Annotated in this window: 16 protein-coding genes; 10 read left to right on the top strand and 6 right to left on the bottom strand. The window is 58.2% G+C overall.

What is annotated here, in order from left to right; translation table 11 throughout:
• The first annotated feature begins 263 nt into the window (after positions 1–263).
• Both gad and GH665_RS35845 read left to right on the top strand, forming a co-directional pair.
• Positions 264–1649 carry a glutamate decarboxylase gene (gene gad, locus GH665_RS35850; RefSeq protein ID WP_153141776.1) on the top strand — a complete coding sequence of 462 codons (1386 nt, stop codon included), beginning with the start codon at positions 264–266 and terminating at the stop codon, positions 1647–1649.
• 27 nt (positions 1650–1676) lie between these two features.
• Positions 1677–3197, top strand: coding sequence for an amino acid permease (locus GH665_RS35845; protein WP_153141775.1), 1521 nt, complete (start codon positions 1677–1679; stop codon positions 3195–3197).
• Between the two features lie 77 nt (positions 3198–3274).
• Here the strand turns inward: GH665_RS35845 and GH665_RS35840 are convergent, their stop codons facing one another.
• The 5 genes from GH665_RS35840 to GH665_RS35820 form a co-directional block, all read right to left on the bottom strand.
• On the bottom strand, positions 3275–3826 hold the full coding sequence (locus GH665_RS35840; protein ID WP_153141774.1) for a general stress protein: 552 nt from the start codon (positions 3824–3826) through the stop codon (positions 3275–3277).
• A gap of 77 nt (positions 3827–3903) precedes the next feature.
• Positions 3904–4077 (bottom strand): hypothetical protein, encoded by a 174-nt coding sequence (locus GH665_RS35835; RefSeq protein WP_153141773.1) that lies wholly within the window; start codon positions 4075–4077, stop codon positions 3904–3906.
• A 944-nt stretch (positions 4078–5021) separates the two neighbouring features.
• Positions 5022–5852 (bottom strand): 3-methyl-2-oxobutanoate hydroxymethyltransferase, encoded by an 831-nt coding sequence (gene panB, locus GH665_RS35830; protein WP_153141772.1) that lies wholly within the window; start codon positions 5850–5852, stop codon positions 5022–5024.
• A gap of 275 nt (positions 5853–6127) precedes the next feature.
• Positions 6128–6571, bottom strand: coding sequence for a PaaI family thioesterase (locus tag GH665_RS35825; protein ID WP_153142473.1), 444 nt, complete (start codon positions 6569–6571; stop codon positions 6128–6130).
• Between the two features lie 125 nt (positions 6572–6696).
• A complete protein-coding gene (locus GH665_RS35820) occupies positions 6697–7638 on the bottom strand; it encodes a LysR substrate-binding domain-containing protein (RefSeq protein ID WP_153141771.1) in 942 nt (313 codons plus the stop codon).
• Between the two features lie 80 nt (positions 7639–7718).
• On the opposite strand from GH665_RS35820, the gene GH665_RS35815 reads away from it, so the two are divergent.
• The 8 genes from GH665_RS35815 to GH665_RS35780 all read left to right on the top strand — a co-directional run bounded on the left by GH665_RS35815 (position 7719) and on the right by GH665_RS35780 (position 15097).
• Positions 7719–8117 carry a nuclear transport factor 2 family protein gene (locus tag GH665_RS35815; protein ID WP_153141770.1) on the top strand — a complete coding sequence of 133 codons (399 nt, stop codon included), beginning with the start codon at positions 7719–7721 and terminating at the stop codon, positions 8115–8117.
• Positions 8118–8412: 295 nt separating this feature from the next.
• A complete protein-coding gene (locus GH665_RS35810; protein ID WP_246216479.1) occupies positions 8413–9483 on the top strand; it encodes a branched-chain amino acid ABC transporter substrate-binding protein in 1071 nt (356 codons plus the stop codon).
• A gap of 86 nt (positions 9484–9569) precedes the next feature.
• Positions 9570–10487, top strand: coding sequence for a branched-chain amino acid ABC transporter permease (locus GH665_RS35805; RefSeq protein WP_153141768.1), 918 nt, complete (start codon positions 9570–9572; stop codon positions 10485–10487).
• Complete coding sequence (gene livM, locus GH665_RS35800) at positions 10487–11773, top strand: high-affinity branched-chain amino acid ABC transporter permease LivM (RefSeq protein WP_153141767.1); 1287 nt, start codon at positions 10487–10489, stop codon at positions 11771–11773. Before GH665_RS35805 ends, livM begins: the two co-directional genes overlap by 1 nt.
• Positions 11770–12621, top strand: coding sequence for an ABC transporter ATP-binding protein (locus GH665_RS35795; protein WP_153141766.1), 852 nt, complete (start codon positions 11770–11772; stop codon positions 12619–12621). The genes livM and GH665_RS35795 overlap by 4 nt, the downstream gene beginning before the upstream one ends.
• Positions 12614–13339, top strand: a complete 726-nt coding sequence (locus tag GH665_RS35790; RefSeq protein ID WP_153141765.1) for an ABC transporter ATP-binding protein — start codon at positions 12614–12616, stop codon at positions 13337–13339. Before GH665_RS35795 ends, GH665_RS35790 begins: the two co-directional genes overlap by 8 nt.
• Positions 13340–13733: 394 nt before the next feature.
• Positions 13734–14543: an NAD(P)H-dependent oxidoreductase gene (locus tag GH665_RS35785; protein ID WP_153141764.1), complete on the top strand. Its 810-nt coding sequence runs from the start codon at positions 13734–13736 to the stop codon at positions 14541–14543.
• Positions 14544–14623: 80 nt separating this feature from the next.
• Entirely contained in the window at positions 14624–15097 is a 474-nt protein-coding gene (locus tag GH665_RS35780; RefSeq protein WP_153141763.1) for a VOC family protein, read from the top strand.
• Between the two features lie 81 nt (positions 15098–15178).
• Here GH665_RS35780 and GH665_RS35775 read toward each other — a convergent pair whose 3' ends face one another.
• Positions 15179–16657: an aldehyde dehydrogenase gene (locus GH665_RS35775; RefSeq protein ID WP_153141762.1), complete on the bottom strand. Its 1479-nt coding sequence runs from the start codon at positions 16655–16657 to the stop codon at positions 15179–15181.
• Between the last annotated feature and the right edge of the window lie 14 nt (positions 16658–16671).

Genomic DNA, 16671 nt, shown 5'->3' with positions numbered 1-16671 from the left:
GAAAGTGGCGGGGCGCCCAGCGTCGAATACGGTCGAGTAGCACAGCGCAGTGAATAGCACTACCTTGCGCTCAATGCCGGTGTAATGCAATGAACGGATCACCTGGAATGCCGCAATGCAGTACGGCACCGTACCGACTTCGATCCGTCGTGCGCGCACCGTGAGTACGGAAGCTTCCCCGTCTGCCCAACATCCCCTTTCCCTTCGCTCGGGTGCTCGTTCTCGCACCTTCCGCGTTCATTTCAAGCAAGGAGTGTCACGACATGACCTTTCTAAAATCCCCTCCCGCTACGCCCGATGCTGTTGCAGACGAATACGCCGCGACGATCTCCGGCTCTTCGCTGCCGAAGTACCGGATTCCAGAGACCTCGTCCGACCGCCGCGCGGTATTCGATCTGGTACGTGACGAGTTATTCATGGACGGCAACTCGCGACAGAACGTCGCGACGTTTTGCACCACCTATGCCGACGACGAGGTTCGCCGGCTGATGGATCTGTCGATCGACAAGAACATGATCGACAAGGACGAGTATCCGCAAACTGCGGAGATCGAAATGCGTTGCGTGCATATGCTTGCCGACCTGTGGCATTCCCCGAAGTCTTGGAAGACCACCGGTTGTTCAACGACGGGGTCGAGCGAGGCCTGCATGCTCGGTGGTCTCGCGCTCAAGTGGCAGTGGAAGAAGCGCCAGGAAGCCCAAGGCAAACCGGCCGACAAGCCGAACTTCGTCTGCGGGCCGGTGCAGGTGTGCTGGGAAAAATTCGCCCGGTACTTCGACGTCGAGATGCGGCAGGTTCCGCTCAGCGGCGACGCGACCGGACTGCGGCCGGAAGATCTGGCCCAGTATTGCGACGAGAATACCATTGGTGTCGTGGCCACGCTTGGCATCACGTTCACCTGCGTTTATGAACCGGTGAAGGCGCTGGCGACCGCGCTCGACGCCCTGCAAACCAATATTGGACTCGACATTCCGATTCACGTCGATGCCGCTAGCGGCGGTTTCGTCGCACCGTTCATCCAGCCCGATCTCGAATGGGACTTCAGCGTGCCCCGCGTCAAATCGATCAACGCGTCGGGTCATAAGTACGGGCTCGCGCCGCTCGGGGTCGGCTGGGTAGTCTGGCGCAGCACGCAGGACTTGCCCGACGACCTGATCTTCCGCGTTGACTATCTGGGCGGTGACATGCCGACGTTTGCCCTGAATTTCTCGCGGCCGGCCGGACAGATCATCGCGCAGTACTACATGTTGCTGCGCCTGGGCCGTGAAGGTTATCGACATATCCAGCAGGAATGCGCCGACACCGCGCAAGCGTTGGCCGACGGTCTCGCGAAGATCGACGCGCTGGAGATGATCTACGACGGGCGCGGCGCGTTGCCGGCTGTCTGCTACAAGCTGAAGCATCCTGAAACAGCGGGCTTTACGCTGTTCGATCTGTCTGATCAGGTACGCATGCGCGGTTGGCAGATCGCCTCGTACAAGTTGCCTGCGGGGCGCGAGGACACCGTCGTACAGCGCGTGTTGATCCGGCGCGGCGTGACCCGCGATATGGCGGCGATGTTGCTCAAGGACATCGGGCACGCGGTCGAGCATCTGACGAAGAATCCGGTGCTGCATTCCACCGCCGGCCCTACGTTCCATCACGATTGAGGTCACCTCGTTACAGGAGCGCACGAAATGGATAACAGCGTTACCACCTCGGCCGCGTTGCCGGCCGCAGACACCGCAAAGCGCGGTAAGTATCTGAGCGTCACGTCGATTGGTTTGATGACAGCCGCAGCCGTGGTCACCAGCCTGCGCGGACTTCCTTTGCTGGCGAAGGAGGAGATGACGATGTTCGTCTATCTCGCGTTTACCGTGGTTTTTTATCTGATCCCGGCGTCGCTGATTTCGGCTGAACTGGGCGGCGCTTTTGCGGACCGGCGCGGGGGGATCTATACGTGGGTCGCGGAAGCGTTCGGCACACGGTGGGGTTTTCTTGCAATCTGGCTGCAATGGATCCAGAACGTGGTCTGGTTTCCGGTCGCGCTGACATTCGGCGCGGCAGCGCTCGCGTACACGATCGGGCGGCCGGAGCTGGCGAAGAACGGTGTCTACGTGGGGATTTTCTGCATCGTCGCGTACTGGCTCGCGACGTGGGTCGTGCTGCAAGGCGTGGAAGTCTTCGCAAAGATCGCCAACTGGACCTTCGTGATCGGCACCATCGTACCGGGCGTGGTGCTGCTGGGGCTGCTCGGCTACTGGATCAGCAGCGGCCACCCGCTCGGCTGGCAACACCTGAACGATGCGGCACTGTCTCAGGATGGTCATTCCCGTTACTGGCCCGCGATTCACGGTTTCGGAACGATCTCGTTTCTTGCCGGCATCGTGCTGCTGTTTGCCGGTGTTGAGGTGCAGGCGGTTCACGTGATCGACATGCGCAGCCCGAGTCGCGGTTATCCGGCGGCCATAGGACTGGGGGCGCTGATTTCGGTGCTGATCTTCGCACTTGGTGCATTGCCGATCGCGGCAATCCTGCCGTACCAGAAGATCTCGCTGCAATCCGGCGTGTTCGACTCGTTTGGCGCCGTGCTTGCCGACATCTGGCACATGAACTGGGCTGTGTCGGGCTTGTCGCTGCTGGTCGGCGTCGGTGCAATCAGCGGCGTGCTGGCATGGCTCGGCAGCCCGTCGCGCGGCCTGCTCGAGACAGCGCATGAGGGCGAGTTGCCGCCGCTCCTTCAGGCGAAGAATAACAAAGGCATGCCGACTCATATTCTGCTGGCGCAAGGTCTGATAGTGACCGTCATTTCCTGCTTCTACTTCGTGATCCGTGATGTCTCGGTCGCGTTCTTCCTGATTTCTGCGATGACGATCGCGCTTTACCTGATCGCTTACATGTTGATGTATGCGGCGGCGATCCGGTTGCGTTACTCCGCACCAGCTTTGCCACGTCCCTTCACGGTCCCCGGAGGATCAGCCGGCATGTGGCTGACGGCCGGTGTAGGCTTCGCCGGCGTTCTGTTCAGTTTCGTCGTATCGTTCTTCCCGCCGGACCAGTTGCCGGTCGGCTCACCATGGCTTTACACGGGGTTGGTCGTGCTCGGCATCGTTGTGTTCGCAGGCATTCCGTTGATCATCCACCATGTGCGACGCAGCGACTGGGCGATTGCTCATGACGTGCCGCTTGTTAGTCCCGCTGCGATACCGCTGAAATAGGTGCGCGCGCTGATTTCCTGAATCGTCGCCGTCCATGAACGTGTGCTCCTCATGACCGGCGACGCCGTACCGACCCATCAGGCAGTTTCGGGAGTGGCGGGCTCGGTGGGCGTGACGCCTTCGTGCCAATCGAGAAGTGTCGGTTGGTAGGTCGTGAGCACGGCCTTTGCCCGCGCCATTTCATCCGGCGTGCCGTGAGCCATCACGATGAATCCATCGGCCTTGATGGCGGCCTCGTAATGGATCACTCTTTCTTTCGGCAACCCAGCATTGACGAGCGTTGCGCCCAAAGCACTGAGGGTGCCGACAACAACTGCCCCTTCCACCGTCGACACGATGATAACGGCGAGATGGCCCAGCACCACGATCGGCCCGAGCACCGGAATCGTCAGAAACACGCCGCCTATCAGCAGGCCCCACAGGCCGCCCCAGAAGGCGCCGTACTTGCCCCACATCTTCATGCGATCGCCGATCGTGTAGAGACCGACGATTTTTTCTTCGGTGTGGTAACCCTTGCCAACCACACTGAAATTCTTCATATCGAAGCCGCCGTCTATCAACTTGCGCACGGCGGCATCGGTCTTACGGTGGTCATCGAAGACCGCGATTACGACGTCATAGGGAGTCATGCGATTGTTCCTTGAGAAAATGAAAGGCAGCAGGCTGCTTTGCTGTGCCTGATAAGGTTTGGAAGTGTGGCCGCGTGCTATTTCCGATTGTTGAGCTCCGCACGTGCAAGCGTCTCAGCCGATTCCCATGCGAGATCTTCACTTTCGAAGAGCGTGGCGAGTTTGATGGTTTCATTGCCTTTTGGCGCACCTTTCGGAACGACGCACACGCTTGCCACCCAACCATCGGCTACGTGATCGTTGACACTCATGTGAGCGTCGTGTGTCTTGCTTGATATGGTCCTGTCTGTCATGGCGCCTCCCGGTCTGATTTTCAAAACGACGAGAGAAGTGAGAGCGCCACACCGAATACCAGACACGATCCGCAGGTGCTCCAGTTGAAGATTCGTCCAAGCATGATTTCTCCCCACTGGTCGACGATAGAAGACACGCTACGCGCACGCGCGGCACAAAGCGGTACGACAACGTACAGAGTTTGGTCTTTGTTCAAATGCGCAATCCACCGTGATTGTCATGGGATTTTCCAGATAGGAATGGGCGCCGGTCTGATATCTGTCTGCACGAGTTTTGCTGCGTTGTCGTATGTAGACTGCGGAGTTGCACACCGAACGGCATCTCCGCGGGCGCATTTGTTCGATCAGGACTATGTGCTCGTCATGGGCGAGCATCAATGCGATTTTTGAATTGAAATGGTATCGATTGTCCAATGCGAGTTGCTGAAAGCTGGAATAAAAAGTCGGTATCGGTGCTCATGAAGTCGCTGAGGGCCCGACAGCACAGCGGCCAGCCGGGTATGTGCAGCCGAGTGGGAATAATTGAGAGAGCACTTGAAGCCCACTAGCAAGAACCGCATTGGAAGCGGTCCGTGGGCGTTTTGAGCTATTGATTTTGCTGTGTGGGTAGGATGATGGGTAGGTCGTGTTCGGGCAGAGCGGGAGTCAAACCTGGTGCGGCTTTGCAGGCAACTGTTGGAATCGGCTGCCTTCCGCCGGAACGCCTTGCTGGCGTTCTGTCAGGCTATCGTCGACGCGCCGATTGTTCTGACTTCTTCCAGGTCGCAAGAGCGGCGAAATTGGGCGGAAGCGACGGAATTCGAAGGTCGCTCACGCTAGTTCTTGCAGCCCAACTGTCGTTGGTGCACAAGCCGTGCGCGGTCCTCCATGGAAATGAAGAAAGCCTTTTATCCTTGCCGTGCTTAAAAGCAGTGTTCGGACGCGGGGAACAGGTTCTCCTTCACTGCTTCAACATAGGCGCGGATAGCGCCCTCGATACTCGACTGCCCATGCATGAAGTTGCGTACGAAGCGAGCGGTCCTGCCGGGAAAGACGCCCAACATGTCGTGCATTACCAGCACTTGCCCCGAACAGTCTGGACCAGCCCCGATGCCGATTGTCGGGATATCCAGCAACTCAGTCACCTCCTTGCCGACGGAAGTGGGAATGGCCTCAAGAAGGAGAAGCGATGCGCCTGCTGCCTGCAGTGCAATGGCATCGGCTTTCAATTGCTCCACGTCTTCTGCTTTTTTCCCTTGTACCTTAAACCCACCGAGTCGATGCACGGACTGCGGCGTCAGGCCAAGATGAGCGAAAACCGGTACGCCACGCTCAGTGAGAAATTTGACGGTATCGACCAGCCAGGCGCCCCCTTCAAGTTTGACCATCTGCGCACCCGCTTGCATCAGTTTCACAGCATTGTCGAATGCGGATTGCGGTGTTGCATACGTACCAAATGGCATGTCGGCAGCCACAAAGGCAGATCGGTTTCCTCGAGTGACCGACGCTGTGTGATAGGCAATATCCGCCAGCGTGACCGGCAATGTCGTGCTGTGACCCTGCAGTACGTTGCCGAGCGAGTCGCCCACCAGCACCATATCAACGCCACAGCGATCCATCAACGATGCGAAGCTGGCGTCGTAACAGGTCAGCATTGCAATCTTTTCGCCTGCATTTTTCATATTCAATAGCGAAGACACGGTGACCGCTTTGCGGCTTGCGGCGCTCTCGCCTTGATGAAGATATCCAGCCATATTTTCTACTCGTTATTAAAAAGGAGGGTGCTCGCTTGCTCCCAAGCTTTAAACGGGGAGGAGCTACTCGTTTCACGTTCTGACTGGGTGCAACTCGCAAGAGCATCTGGCTCACGCACGGAGCGCAATGAAAAAGGACCGGGTCCACCTGCCCGATGCGGAGCAACACTTCGTGCGCATCTGTGGGGTTGGCCAAGGTTTCAGGCTTCCGCAGGCGAGCGGGGTGCAACTACACGCAAAGTCGTCATGCTGCGCCGGGCGCGCTCAACCTCGATCTACTTCTCTACCTTGCCATGCATCACCATGATGGTTTGTTGCATCAACGCACATAGCGTTTCATCGCCGCCTTTGACGGCGAATACTTCTGCCTGAGTGACGATAAGCGTACGGCCGGGACGGACTACCCGGCCACGGGCAATGAGGCTGTTGCCGTCGGCCGCGGCAAGCAGATTCAGCTTGTATTCGACGGTTAAGACTGAAGCGCTGGCCGGTACCAATGTCATAGCCGCATATCCGCCAGCAGAGTCGGCAATCATTCCCACTACGCCGCCATGTACGAAGCCATGCTGCTGCTCGACACCATTCCAAACCGGTAGGTGAATTTCGGTGTGGCCATGTTCAACCACGGGCATAGTCGCCTGGATCAACGTCATCGCATTCTGACGCATGAAGCTGGCGCGAATGCGTTCAGCGAATAGGGAGTCAGGTATATGTGCCATAAAGGGGATTGTATTGTCAGATTCCATATTATTGAGCGACGCAAGCGGCTCCAGCTCCAATGACGCGGCTGATGGATTGACGAACGCATGTGGCGATCGCCTTTTGTCTGGCGTACTCGCGTCAGTCACACTTCTTGCGCCAATCGCACGAGGATGTCGGCAAGCGCACGAATCTCCGGCTGTGCTGCACGTTGAGATGGATATACCAGGAAGTACGACGCGCCGTTTCGCAATGCCTCGCGAAACGGTGTCGTCAGGAAGCCCGCTTCAAGCTTGTCTTGCGCCATGCGTGGGTCGCCGATTGCAACCCCATGACCTTCCGCTGCGGCAGTGAGCGTCAATTCAAGTGTGTCGAATACAAGACCCTGTCGAGCGTTGATGTACGTCGCCCCGACACTGTCAAGCCAACCACGCCATTCCGCATAACCAGGTCCAGGATGTAGCAAAGTCACGTCCGCAAGATCGGCGACCGATCTGAGAGACACTGCCAATGCGGGTGCGCACATTGGCGCGAGCGTCTCGGCAAACAGCGGTACCGCTTCTGCGCCGACCCACTGTCCGGTGCCACGCACAACAATGGCGTCGACATCCGGCGCGGTGAAATCCGGCACGTCGTCAGCGGATGTCGAGATGCGCATTTCAGTGCCGCCCAGCGCATTATTGATTTCTGTCAGCCGCGGAAGCAACCAGCGAATCGCAAACGTGGACGGTAACCGCACCGTGAGCACCGACGCCCCGCCATGCTGAATTGCAGCATGCTGAACGAGCTGCGTCAGCACTTTGACTGCCACCGTAAGCAGCGCGTCTCCCTCTGCTGTCAATGCCAGCCCTGACGCGTGACGCACGAACAGTGCACATTGATAGTGCGCTTCCAGTTGCTGGATCTGCCGACTGACCGCTCCCTGCGTGCGGCACAGATGATCTGCGGCCTTACTGATGCTGCCGAGAGACGCCGCAGCGACGAACGCCTGAATTCCGGCTAGCGACGGTAGCGTGCGGGTCAGATCGGCCAGCGGGTATGTTCCGGGTGCATACCCCGCTTGCGAATTTTTCGATTGTTCGGTCATCGGTGCGTCGCTATCGTATTTTAACCAGGGGCGTGCTCGTTTGACCGGGCCGCATCTTTAACGAATTATCGGAGGTTACTGTGGTGTCATCGCCGGAATTACTCTATACGCAGCAAGTTCGTACCTACCTCAAAGAGTTGGAGCGCGGCGACGTTGCTGCGATCTGCGCTCTGTTCGCACCGGACGCACAGATTTTCTCGCCATTTCTTGGTTGGAAGCAAGCTGCACCGTTCTTTGCCAAAGTCAGCGAAGCATCGGGAGCCAGCACGATCACACCTATCGACATCTGCGTAAGCACAACGGGCGCTCGGCGCGCGACAGGTTACTTCATCTACGACTGGGTGCTCAAAGACGGTTCGACGGCGAGCTTCGAGTGCGTCGATGTGTTCGAGTTCGACGTCGATGGTCTCATCGAACGCATGATAATCGTGTACGACACGTATCCTATCCGCAGCACTGTCGGCGATAAGTACGCGTAGTTTGCCGACTAGTCGTTTACTCGGCCATTATCTCTGGTCAACCGCGGAACTATGCGCTTTGCCGTGCAAGTACCGCGGCATTCCGCATCTTTAGCCTGCACCTAATCCCCGCTTTCGAACAATCAAATTCCAACTTGTTTTTGGCGTCGGCAACCTGCGCTCTACCTCGTGAACGAATGCGAGGCGACACTCAGGAACGATAGCCGAGACCTGTTCGTTCCTGCATCGAAGCCTGCTCTTGGAGATGGTTATGAACGGCCGGAAAGGATTGGTTAAATTAGGTGCGGCACTCAGCATGGGCGGTGTGGCGCTAGCCTGCGCGGCCACCGCGGACGCAAGCGTTGTGGTGGGAGTGGCAGGTCCGATGACGGGGGAGTATGCGTCGGGGGGAGACCAGTTTCGCAAAGGCGCGGAACAGGCGGTGAAAGACATCAATGCGGCAGGTGGTTTGCTCGGGCAGCAACTCGACCTGGTCGTCGGTGATGACGTTTGCGATCCCAAGCAGGCAGTTTCCGTCGCCAACAGTTTCGTCAACAAGAAGGTGGCGTTCGTCGATGGCCACTGGTGCTCCAGTTCCACGTTGCCCGCGTCGGATGTCTACAACGACGCGCAGATTCCCCAAGTAACTGTGTCGACCAACCCCAAAATCACGGAGCGCGGCATCAAGGGGGTTTTCCGGATCACGGGCAGGGACGACCAGCAAGGACAGGTCGCGGCCGACTACATCGCCGCGAACTTCAAGGGCAAGAAAATCGCCGTCATTGACGACAAGACGGCTTATGGCGGTGGTCTGGCGGACGAGATTGCAAAAGATCTGGCGGCGAAGCAGACACCCGTGGCGCTGCGCCAGTCGATCACGGCCGGCGAGAAAGACTACTCCGGCCTGGTCAGCAAGCTGAAGGCAAACGGCATTCAAATCCTTGCATACGGCGGCTACTACCAGGAAGTGGCGCTGATCCTTCGCCAGGCGGCCCAGGCCGGGCTGGATCTGACGGTCCTCGGCGGCGACACACTCACGAACAATGAACTGGTTACCGCGGCTGGACCGGAGATCAGCAAGGTTCTGTTCACCTTCCCACCCGACCCGCGCAAGAGTGCGGCAGCGGCAAAGGTGGTGGCGGCGTTTCGCGCGCAGAAGATCGAGCCGGAGGGCTACATGCTGTACTCGTACGCCGCCATGCAGGTTTTTGCAGAGGCTGCGAAAAAAGCCAACTCCACCGACTATGCGGCGATCGTAAAGCAGCTTCACAACGCATCGTTCAGCACGGTAGTCGGCCAGGTGGACTTCGACGCGAAAGGCGATCTGAAGAGCCCAGGCTATGTGGTCTACCGGTGGAAGGGCAACAACTACGACTATGTGAAGTGACGCGTCCTGTCCAGTTTTTGTAGCAAGGAAAGAGGCGGCGCGTCGTTCTACTGCGCCGCCTCTGCAGCAGATTCACCGGAGAGGACATGAGCCAGGCACTGCAACAATTAATCAATGGGCTGACCTTGGGCGCTGTCTATGGCCTGATCGCGATCGGCTACACGATGGTCTACGGCATTATCGGCATGATCAATTTCGCTCATGGCGATATATACATGGTGAGCGCGTTCATCGCCGTGACGTGCTTCACGCTGCTTGCTGGCAGCGGGGTCTCGTCGGTCGTGGCGAGCATTGCAATTACGTTGATCGTATCGATCGCACTGACGTCCGTATTCGGATGGACCGTCGAGCGTGTCGGCTATCGGCCGCTGCGTGGCTCCAATCGTCTTGCGCCGCTGATTTCATCGATCGGAATTTCGATTTTCCTGCAGAACATGGTTCAGCTTACTCAAGGCGCACGAGTCAAGTCCATCCAGCCGCTTGTGAGCGGAGGGGTGAACCTTTTCTCAGGTGAGCAGTTTCACGGGCCATACATTTCGTACGTGCAAATTCTCATTGTTGCAGTAACGATTCTGCTGATGTGCGCCTTCACGTTGTTCATCAATAAAACACCTTTTGGCAGGCAGCAGCGAGCCTGTGAGCAGGATCAAAGGATGATGCAATTCCTCGGCTACAACGTCGATCGGATCATCGCCCTGACGTTCATGATTGGCGCCGCACTGGCGGCCGTCGCAGGGGTCATGGTGACGCTGTACTACGGTGTGATTGATTTCTCGATCGGATTCGAAGCGGGCATCAAGGCGTTTACCGCAGCCGTGCTCGGTGGAATTGGTTCGATTCCCGGAGCCATGCTGGGCGGTGTGATCATCGGCTTGATCGAAGCATTCTGGGCCGCTTACCTCTCGCCCGAATACAAGGATGTGGCCACTTTCGTCATCCTGATTGTGGTCTTGATGTTTCGTCCGTCCGGGCTTCTCGGTCGACCCGAAGTGGAGAAGGTGTGATGAGTTCGACAGTCATGCAGCAAACGAATCTACATTTCCGCCTCAAGGATGCACTTGGCGCGGCGCTGGTCGCGGGCCTCGTCGGCTTGCCTATGCTGGGTTTGACGACGCGAGATGGTGGCAATGGTCTGCAGGTTCAGACGCGCTGGGCGCTGCTGGCGGCCTTCGTTGCGATCGCATTTGCCGGACGCATCGTCATGCAGCTTTTGCTGCAACGTTTCAGTCTCTTTTCAAAACGCCGGTCGCGGGCCAGACCCGCTCCTCAAGTCACGGGTAATGGCTCGCTTGTCTGGGTGGGTGCCGGATGCGTGGCGTTCGCCGTGCTGTTGCCCGCGTTGTTCGCCGGCAACCGCTATGTCGTCGATACAGCGACGACCGTACTGATCTACGTCATGCTTGGCTGGGGCCTGAATGTCGTTGTCGGGCTGGCAGGACTGCTGGACCTGGGTTATGTCGCGTTCTATGCGGTAGGCGCCTACACATACGGTTTGTTGTCGACACATTTCGGTTTTGGTTTCTGGCAGTGTCTGCCGATCGCCGGTGGCCTCGCAGCGGCGTTCGGCATGTTGCTGGGTTATCCGACTCTCCGGCTCAGAGGCGATTATCTGGCGATTGTCACGCTCGGGTTCGGAGAAATCATACGGTTGATACTCGTGAATTGGGGTGACGTGACCGGCGGTCCCAATGGCGTGTCTTCGATTCCGAAGCCAACCTTTTTCGGGCTCCCCATGCAGGCGTCCGGTGCGGGTCCGACCTTCGCGACCGTGTTTGGTCTTGAATACTCGCCAGGCCAGCGAGTCGTTTTTCTGTACTACCTGATCCTCGCACTCGCGCTGCTGACGAATCTTCTCGTCTCGCGGCTCAGACGGCTGCCCGTGGGGCGCGCGTGGGAAGCGGTGCGCGAAGACGAGATCGCCTGCAAAGCCATGGGGATCAACGTAACGAATGTGAAACTGTCTGCCTTTGCAACCGGCGCAATGCTGGCGGGATTCGCCGGCGTGTTTTTCGCCGCCCGGCAGGGGTTCATTTCGCCAGAGAGCTTCACCTTTTCGGAGTCGGCCACGATTCTCGCGATCGTGGTGCTCGGCGGTATGGGAAGCCAGCTCGGCGTCGTTCTTGCGGCGGCCTTGCTGGTGATTTTGCCCGAGTTAGGGCGTGATTTCTCCGAGTACAGAATGCTGCTTTTCGGTGTTGCAATGGTGTTTATCATGGTCGTGCGCCCAGGCGGTCTGATCAGCCATCGCCGTGCGACGGTCAGCGCGCCTCGCGTGGAGGCAAAACGATGAACGCATCCACATCGCTGCTCAGCGTAGAGAACCTGACGATGCAGTTCGGCGGCCTTCGCGCGATCGAGGACCTTTCCATGACGGCGCGCGCAGGAGCGGTGACGTCGGTGATCGGGCCGAACGGCGCCGGAAAAACGACGTTTTTCAACTGCCTGACGGGCTTCTACAAGCCGACCACGGGTGCCATCACGTTGGGGCATCCCCGTCATGGGGCGCTTCGGCTGGATGCGATGCGGAATGTCGACGTGGCGCGGCTTGGCCAGGTCGTCCGGACGTTCCAGAACATACGGCTGTTCCCGCGTATGACCGTGCTCGAGAACCTGATGATTGCCCAGCACAATGTGTTGCAGGAAGCGTCCAGGTTCTCGATTGCCGGCGCATTCAATGCGAGGTCTTTTCGACGCGCGAACGACGAGGCGATAGACAACGCTTTGACGTGGCTCGAGCGTTTGAGCGTTCGGGATATAGCTAACAAGCCTGCCGGTGATATGCCATATGGGGTGCAGCGTCGCGTCGAGATCGCGCGCGCGATGTGCGCGAACCCCATTCTGCTGTGTCTGGATGAGCCTGCTGCAGGCCTCAATCCGCGCGAGTCGGCAGAACTCACCGCGTTGTTGACCTCTCTCGCGAGGGAGCAAGGCATCGGGATATTACTGATCGAACACGATATGAGCGTTGTGATGAAGGTTTCAGACCATATTGTCGTGCCCAATCATGGGAAGAAAATTGCAGAGGGCTTGCCGGCCGACATCAAGGTGAATCCCGATGTGATCAGCGCATACCTCGGCGAGGACGACGAGACGCCGTCACTCGGTGAAGCATCGCAGGAGAAATCAGCTCATGCTTAAGGTTACCGAACTCAGTGCCCACTATGGCAGCGTCCAGGCACTACACGGGGTCAGTCTGAATGTGAAGACCGGTGAGATCGTCACGTTGATCGGCGCGAACGGCGCAGGCAAGTCGACGCTGATGAATACCGTTTTCGGCTATCCGCGGGCCAGCGGTGGGAAGATCGAATTCGACGGACAGACTATTTCGAATCTGCCATCGCATGCGATCGGCAAGCTCGACATTGCGGTCGTGCCCGAAGGGCGCCGCATTTTTCAACGGATGACGGTTCTCGAGAATCTGCTGATGGGCGATACGTCAGGCAATCGCCGGACCGTGGATGATCTCGAGCGCATGTACGAGATGTTTCCCATCCTGAGAAGCAGAGCTTCGCAGCGTGCCGGTACGCTGTCAGGAGGAGAGCAGCAGATGCTTGCGATAGGCCGCGCATTGATGTCGCGGCCCAGGTTGCTGTTGCTCGATGAGCCGTCGCTTGGGCTCGCGCCGATTTTCATCAAGAAGATCTTTTCGGTTATCAGGGAGTTGAACGAGCAACTCGGGATGACGATTCTGCTTGTCGAGCAGAATGCGCATCATGCGTTGCGCGTTGCGCATCGAGGCTACGTGCTCCAGCACGGGCAGATTGCCCTCGAGGGGAGCGGTGCCGAACTGCTGGCCAACCCCGCCGTGCGGGCCGCTTATCTGGAGGGCGAGACATCCCAGCTCGATGCGGCCTGAGCGATGATCCGGCGCACGTGGGCTGCGTGTTTCCTGCCACGCGGCTTCCGAACAGGCGGATTGCGGCAATTCTCCGCAGCGTTGTGGATCCGGTTGAAGAGTTGGACCCCCTTATTGAGTGGGATTTTCGGCTGGCTCAATAAGTCTTGTCTTCATGAAATGTGCAGAATTCCGCACGAATTGACCGAGCCTCCTCAAGACCGGAATTTCGCCAGGATCCAGAATGTTGTAAACCGTCTGGACCGCCGCCACAGGGATTGCGTTCCAGAATGGGAAGCGATCCCCGAGCCTGCCGGCTGCGATTCCGCGGAATGACTGCCGCGCACACGGAACGAATTCAAGCGTAGGCCACCGGCCGGCACGCTCAAAGAACTGGTTTTTATGGAGTTTTCACATGAAAGTGCTCATCGTCTTCGCTCACCCTGAACCCAGGTCGTTCAACGGTGCGCTGAAAGATACGGCTGTCTCGACCTTGAAGGCGCAAGGACATGAGGTTCAGGTAACAGACCTGTATCAACTGAATTGGCGGCCCGAGCTCGGCGTCGAAGATTTCGTGGGCGAGCGTCTCAATCCTGATTTCCTCGATCTGTCGGCGGAACAGGAACATATGTTCGCGACGTTCACGAAACCAACGCCTGACGTCTACGCCGAACAACAGAAGGTGCTCTGGAGCGATCTGATCATTTTCCAGTATCCAATGTGGTGGTTCGGCATGCCCGCGATCCTGAAGGGCTGGGTGGATCGCGTGATGACCCGCGGATTCGCCTATGCGACCGGGCGCAAATACGAGACCGGCATGTTCAAGGGCCGCAAGGCAATGGTTTCGACCACGACGGGAACGGCCGCGAGCCTCTACGAGCCGGACGGTGTCGACGGGGATATCAATCACATTCTCTGGCCGATTCACAACGGAATCTTCAATTACCTCGGCTTCGAAGTGCTGCCGCCGCACGTGGCATGGATGCCTGGCCGTGTGAGCCCTGAAGACCGGCAGGCATACCTCGATTCCTACGCGGAGCGGTTGCGTGCGATCGAGAGCACGCAGCCCTTGTTCTTTCACCCCTTTGCCGACTTTGGTCCGGACCAGCGTCTGAAGCCAGGCGTCGTGGCCCGTTCCGGCTTTCAGTGGAACCCTGCCGTCGGCCAGTCGCACGACGAGGCGGCGCAAACCTACACGCCGAAGAAGATTGCGAAGGCGGGATGATCCGCTGTGACGTCGGGCTGCCGCTGCTTTCGAGCGTTTCTGTGGCCCGGCATTGAACCTGACGAGGAGTGAAACACACGATGGAAAAGCTGCCCATGTTTCAGAAGCTACACCACGTCTGCATCGTGGTTCGCGATATCGGGAAGGCCGTGAAGTATTACGAATCGATCGGAGTCGGTCCGTGGACGGATTTTCCGCCGATGGATGCGTACGAACTGGACGGTTACGAGCGCCCAGCCTTTCTGAAGATGCGTTATAAGTTCGCGAACATCGACAACGCTCAGCTACAGCTTTGCCAGCCAGGAGACGGAGACACGCCGCAACGACGTTTTCTGGAAACGCGTGGAGAGGGCGTATTTCATCTTGGCTTCTCTGTGGAGAGCTGCGATAAAGCAGAGGAACAGGCTGCGAACATGGGGCTGGATGTTCTGGCACGCGGGCGCCTCGATGATCGAAGCGGCTTCACGTACTTCAAGACGGTCAACGAAGGGGCAGGGGTCACGTTGGAGGTCCGGGCGCCGAGCACCAAAGCGGCACAAGGGATCAAGTCCTGAAACATGCTCGTCGAGTGATCCGTTCGTCATACTGATCGAATCTGGAAATGCCCCGCGGTTCGCCGCGGGGCATTGTCACATTTATCTCATGACGAAGGGGTTTGCAGTCTTGACCCCCGTATTGATCCAGACGCTCTTCGTTTGCAGATACTCGCGGATCGCGTCGATACCATTCTCGCGACCAAGTCCCGAATCCTTGTAGCCGCCAAACGGTGACATGTAGCTCACCGCGCGATAGCTGTTCACCCAGACCATGCCGGCCTGCAGCTTTTCGGCGACACGAATGGAGCGGCCGATATCTTTCGTCCATACCCCTGAGCCCAGACCGAAGCGCACATCATTGGCCAGTGCAACCGCGTCGTCTTCGTCTTTGAACTTGATGATCGACAGGATGGGGCCAAAAACTTCCTCCTGCGCGATTCGCATCCTGTTGTTCACGTCACCGAAAATGGTCGGCTCGACGAACCAGCCATTACCGCATTCAGGTGCGCTCCCAGGTTTTCCACCGAGCAGCAGCGTCGCCCCTTCCTGCTTTGCGGTTTCAATGTACGAGAGAACCTTCTGGTATTGAGGACGCGTCGTTACCGGTCCGACCTGTGTATCCATATTCGACGGATCGCCCATTTTCGCGGTACGTGCCAGCCTCAGGAGTTTGTCGACGAACGTATCGTAGATGCTTTCTTGCAGCAACAGCCGCGAACCGGCAATACAGGTCTGTCCGGTCGCGGCGAAGATGCCGGAAACCGCGCCATTCACTGCGTCCTCGAGATCGGCATCTTCGAACACGATGTTGGGTGACTTGCCGCCGAGTTCGAGACTAACGTGTTTGAATTGACGCGCTGCCGCCTCGTTGATCGCGCGGCCTGTGGAGTCTGCGCCGGTGAACGTGATCTTCTTGACCAGCGGGTGTTCCACCAAAGGCGAGCCAACGTCCGCACCGAATCCGGTCACAACGTTCACTACGCCCGGTGGAAAGCCGGCTTCGGTGAAGAGCTTCGCAAACTCGATGGTGGAAGCCGACGTGAACTCGGACGGTTTGATCACAACCGTGCAACCTGCGGCCAACGCGGGTGCAATCTTCCACGTAGCCAGCAAAAGCGGCGAATTCCACGGCGTGATGGCGGCGACGACACCCAGCGGTTCGTTGCGCGTGAAGTTGAAATAGCCTTTCTTGTCGAGCGGAATGACCGCACCCTGAATCTTGTCCGCCAGGCCGCCGAAATAGTAATACCACTGGGGCAAATACTGGCACTGGCCGAGCATCTCCGCGATGAGCTTGCCGTTGTCCTGAACTTCGAGCTCGGCAAGCCGCTTTGCGTCTCGTGCGATCAGGTCGCCGACCCGATGAAGCAGCAGGCCTCGCTGGCTCGGAGACATCTGTGACCATGGTCCTGTACTGAACGCGGTATGCGCCGCAAGGACCGCGCGGTCGACGTCGGTCCCGTTGCCTTTTGCAATCTGCGCCCAGGTTTCTCCCGTGAACGGATTTTCCGTATCGAACCACTCTCCCGAACCGGACTGGCAAGATTCGCCGTTGATATACATCTCAAACCGTTGCATGACTCTCGTCTCCC

Source organism: Paraburkholderia agricolaris, assembly GCF_009455635.1.
Classification (GTDB): Bacteria; Pseudomonadota; Gammaproteobacteria; order Burkholderiales; family Burkholderiaceae; genus Paraburkholderia; species Paraburkholderia agricolaris.
The sequence above is the reverse complement of the archived record's forward strand: the minus strand, read 5'-3'. Positions and strand labels throughout refer to the sequence as shown.

Bases quoted from the DNA above. Each gene is read 5' to 3' on its own strand.
- livM (WP_153141767.1), top strand. From the start codon at position 10,487: ATGAGTTCGACAGTCATGCAGCAAACGAATCTACATTTCCGCCTCAAG.
- gad (WP_153141776.1), top strand. From the start codon at position 264: ATGACCTTTCTAAAATCCCCTCCCGCTACGCCCGATGCTGTTGCAGAC.
- GH665_RS35790 (WP_153141765.1), top strand. From the start codon at position 12,614: ATGCTTAAGGTTACCGAACTCAGTGCCCACTATGGCAGCGTCCAGGCA.
- GH665_RS35835 (WP_153141773.1), bottom strand. From the start codon at position 4,077: ATGAGTGTCAACGATCACGTAGCCGATGGTTGGGTGGCAAGCGTGTGC.
- GH665_RS35825 (WP_153142473.1), bottom strand. From the start codon at position 6,571: ATGGCACATATACCTGACTCCCTATTCGCTGAACGCATTCGCGCCAGC.
- GH665_RS35785 (WP_153141764.1), top strand. From the start codon at position 13,734: ATGAAAGTGCTCATCGTCTTCGCTCACCCTGAACCCAGGTCGTTCAAC.
- GH665_RS35775 (WP_153141762.1), bottom strand. From the start codon at position 16,657: ATGCAACGGTTTGAGATGTATATCAACGGCGAATCTTGCCAGTCCGGT.
- GH665_RS35780 (WP_153141763.1), top strand. From the start codon at position 14,624: ATGGAAAAGCTGCCCATGTTTCAGAAGCTACACCACGTCTGCATCGTG.
- GH665_RS35810 (WP_246216479.1), top strand. From the start codon at position 8,413: ATGGGCGGTGTGGCGCTAGCCTGCGCGGCCACCGCGGACGCAAGCGTT.
- GH665_RS35820 (WP_153141771.1), bottom strand. From the start codon at position 7,638: ATGACCGAACAATCGAAAAATTCGCAAGCGGGGTATGCACCCGGAACA.
- GH665_RS35840 (WP_153141774.1), bottom strand. From the start codon at position 3,826: ATGACTCCCTATGACGTCGTAATCGCGGTCTTCGATGACCACCGTAAG.
- GH665_RS35805 (WP_153141768.1), top strand. From the start codon at position 9,570: ATGAGCCAGGCACTGCAACAATTAATCAATGGGCTGACCTTGGGCGCT.
- panB (WP_153141772.1), bottom strand. From the start codon at position 5,852: ATGGCTGGATATCTTCATCAAGGCGAGAGCGCCGCAAGCCGCAAAGCG.
- GH665_RS35845 (WP_153141775.1), top strand. From the start codon at position 1,677: ATGGATAACAGCGTTACCACCTCGGCCGCGTTGCCGGCCGCAGACACC.
- GH665_RS35795 (WP_153141766.1), top strand. From the start codon at position 11,770: ATGAACGCATCCACATCGCTGCTCAGCGTAGAGAACCTGACGATGCAG.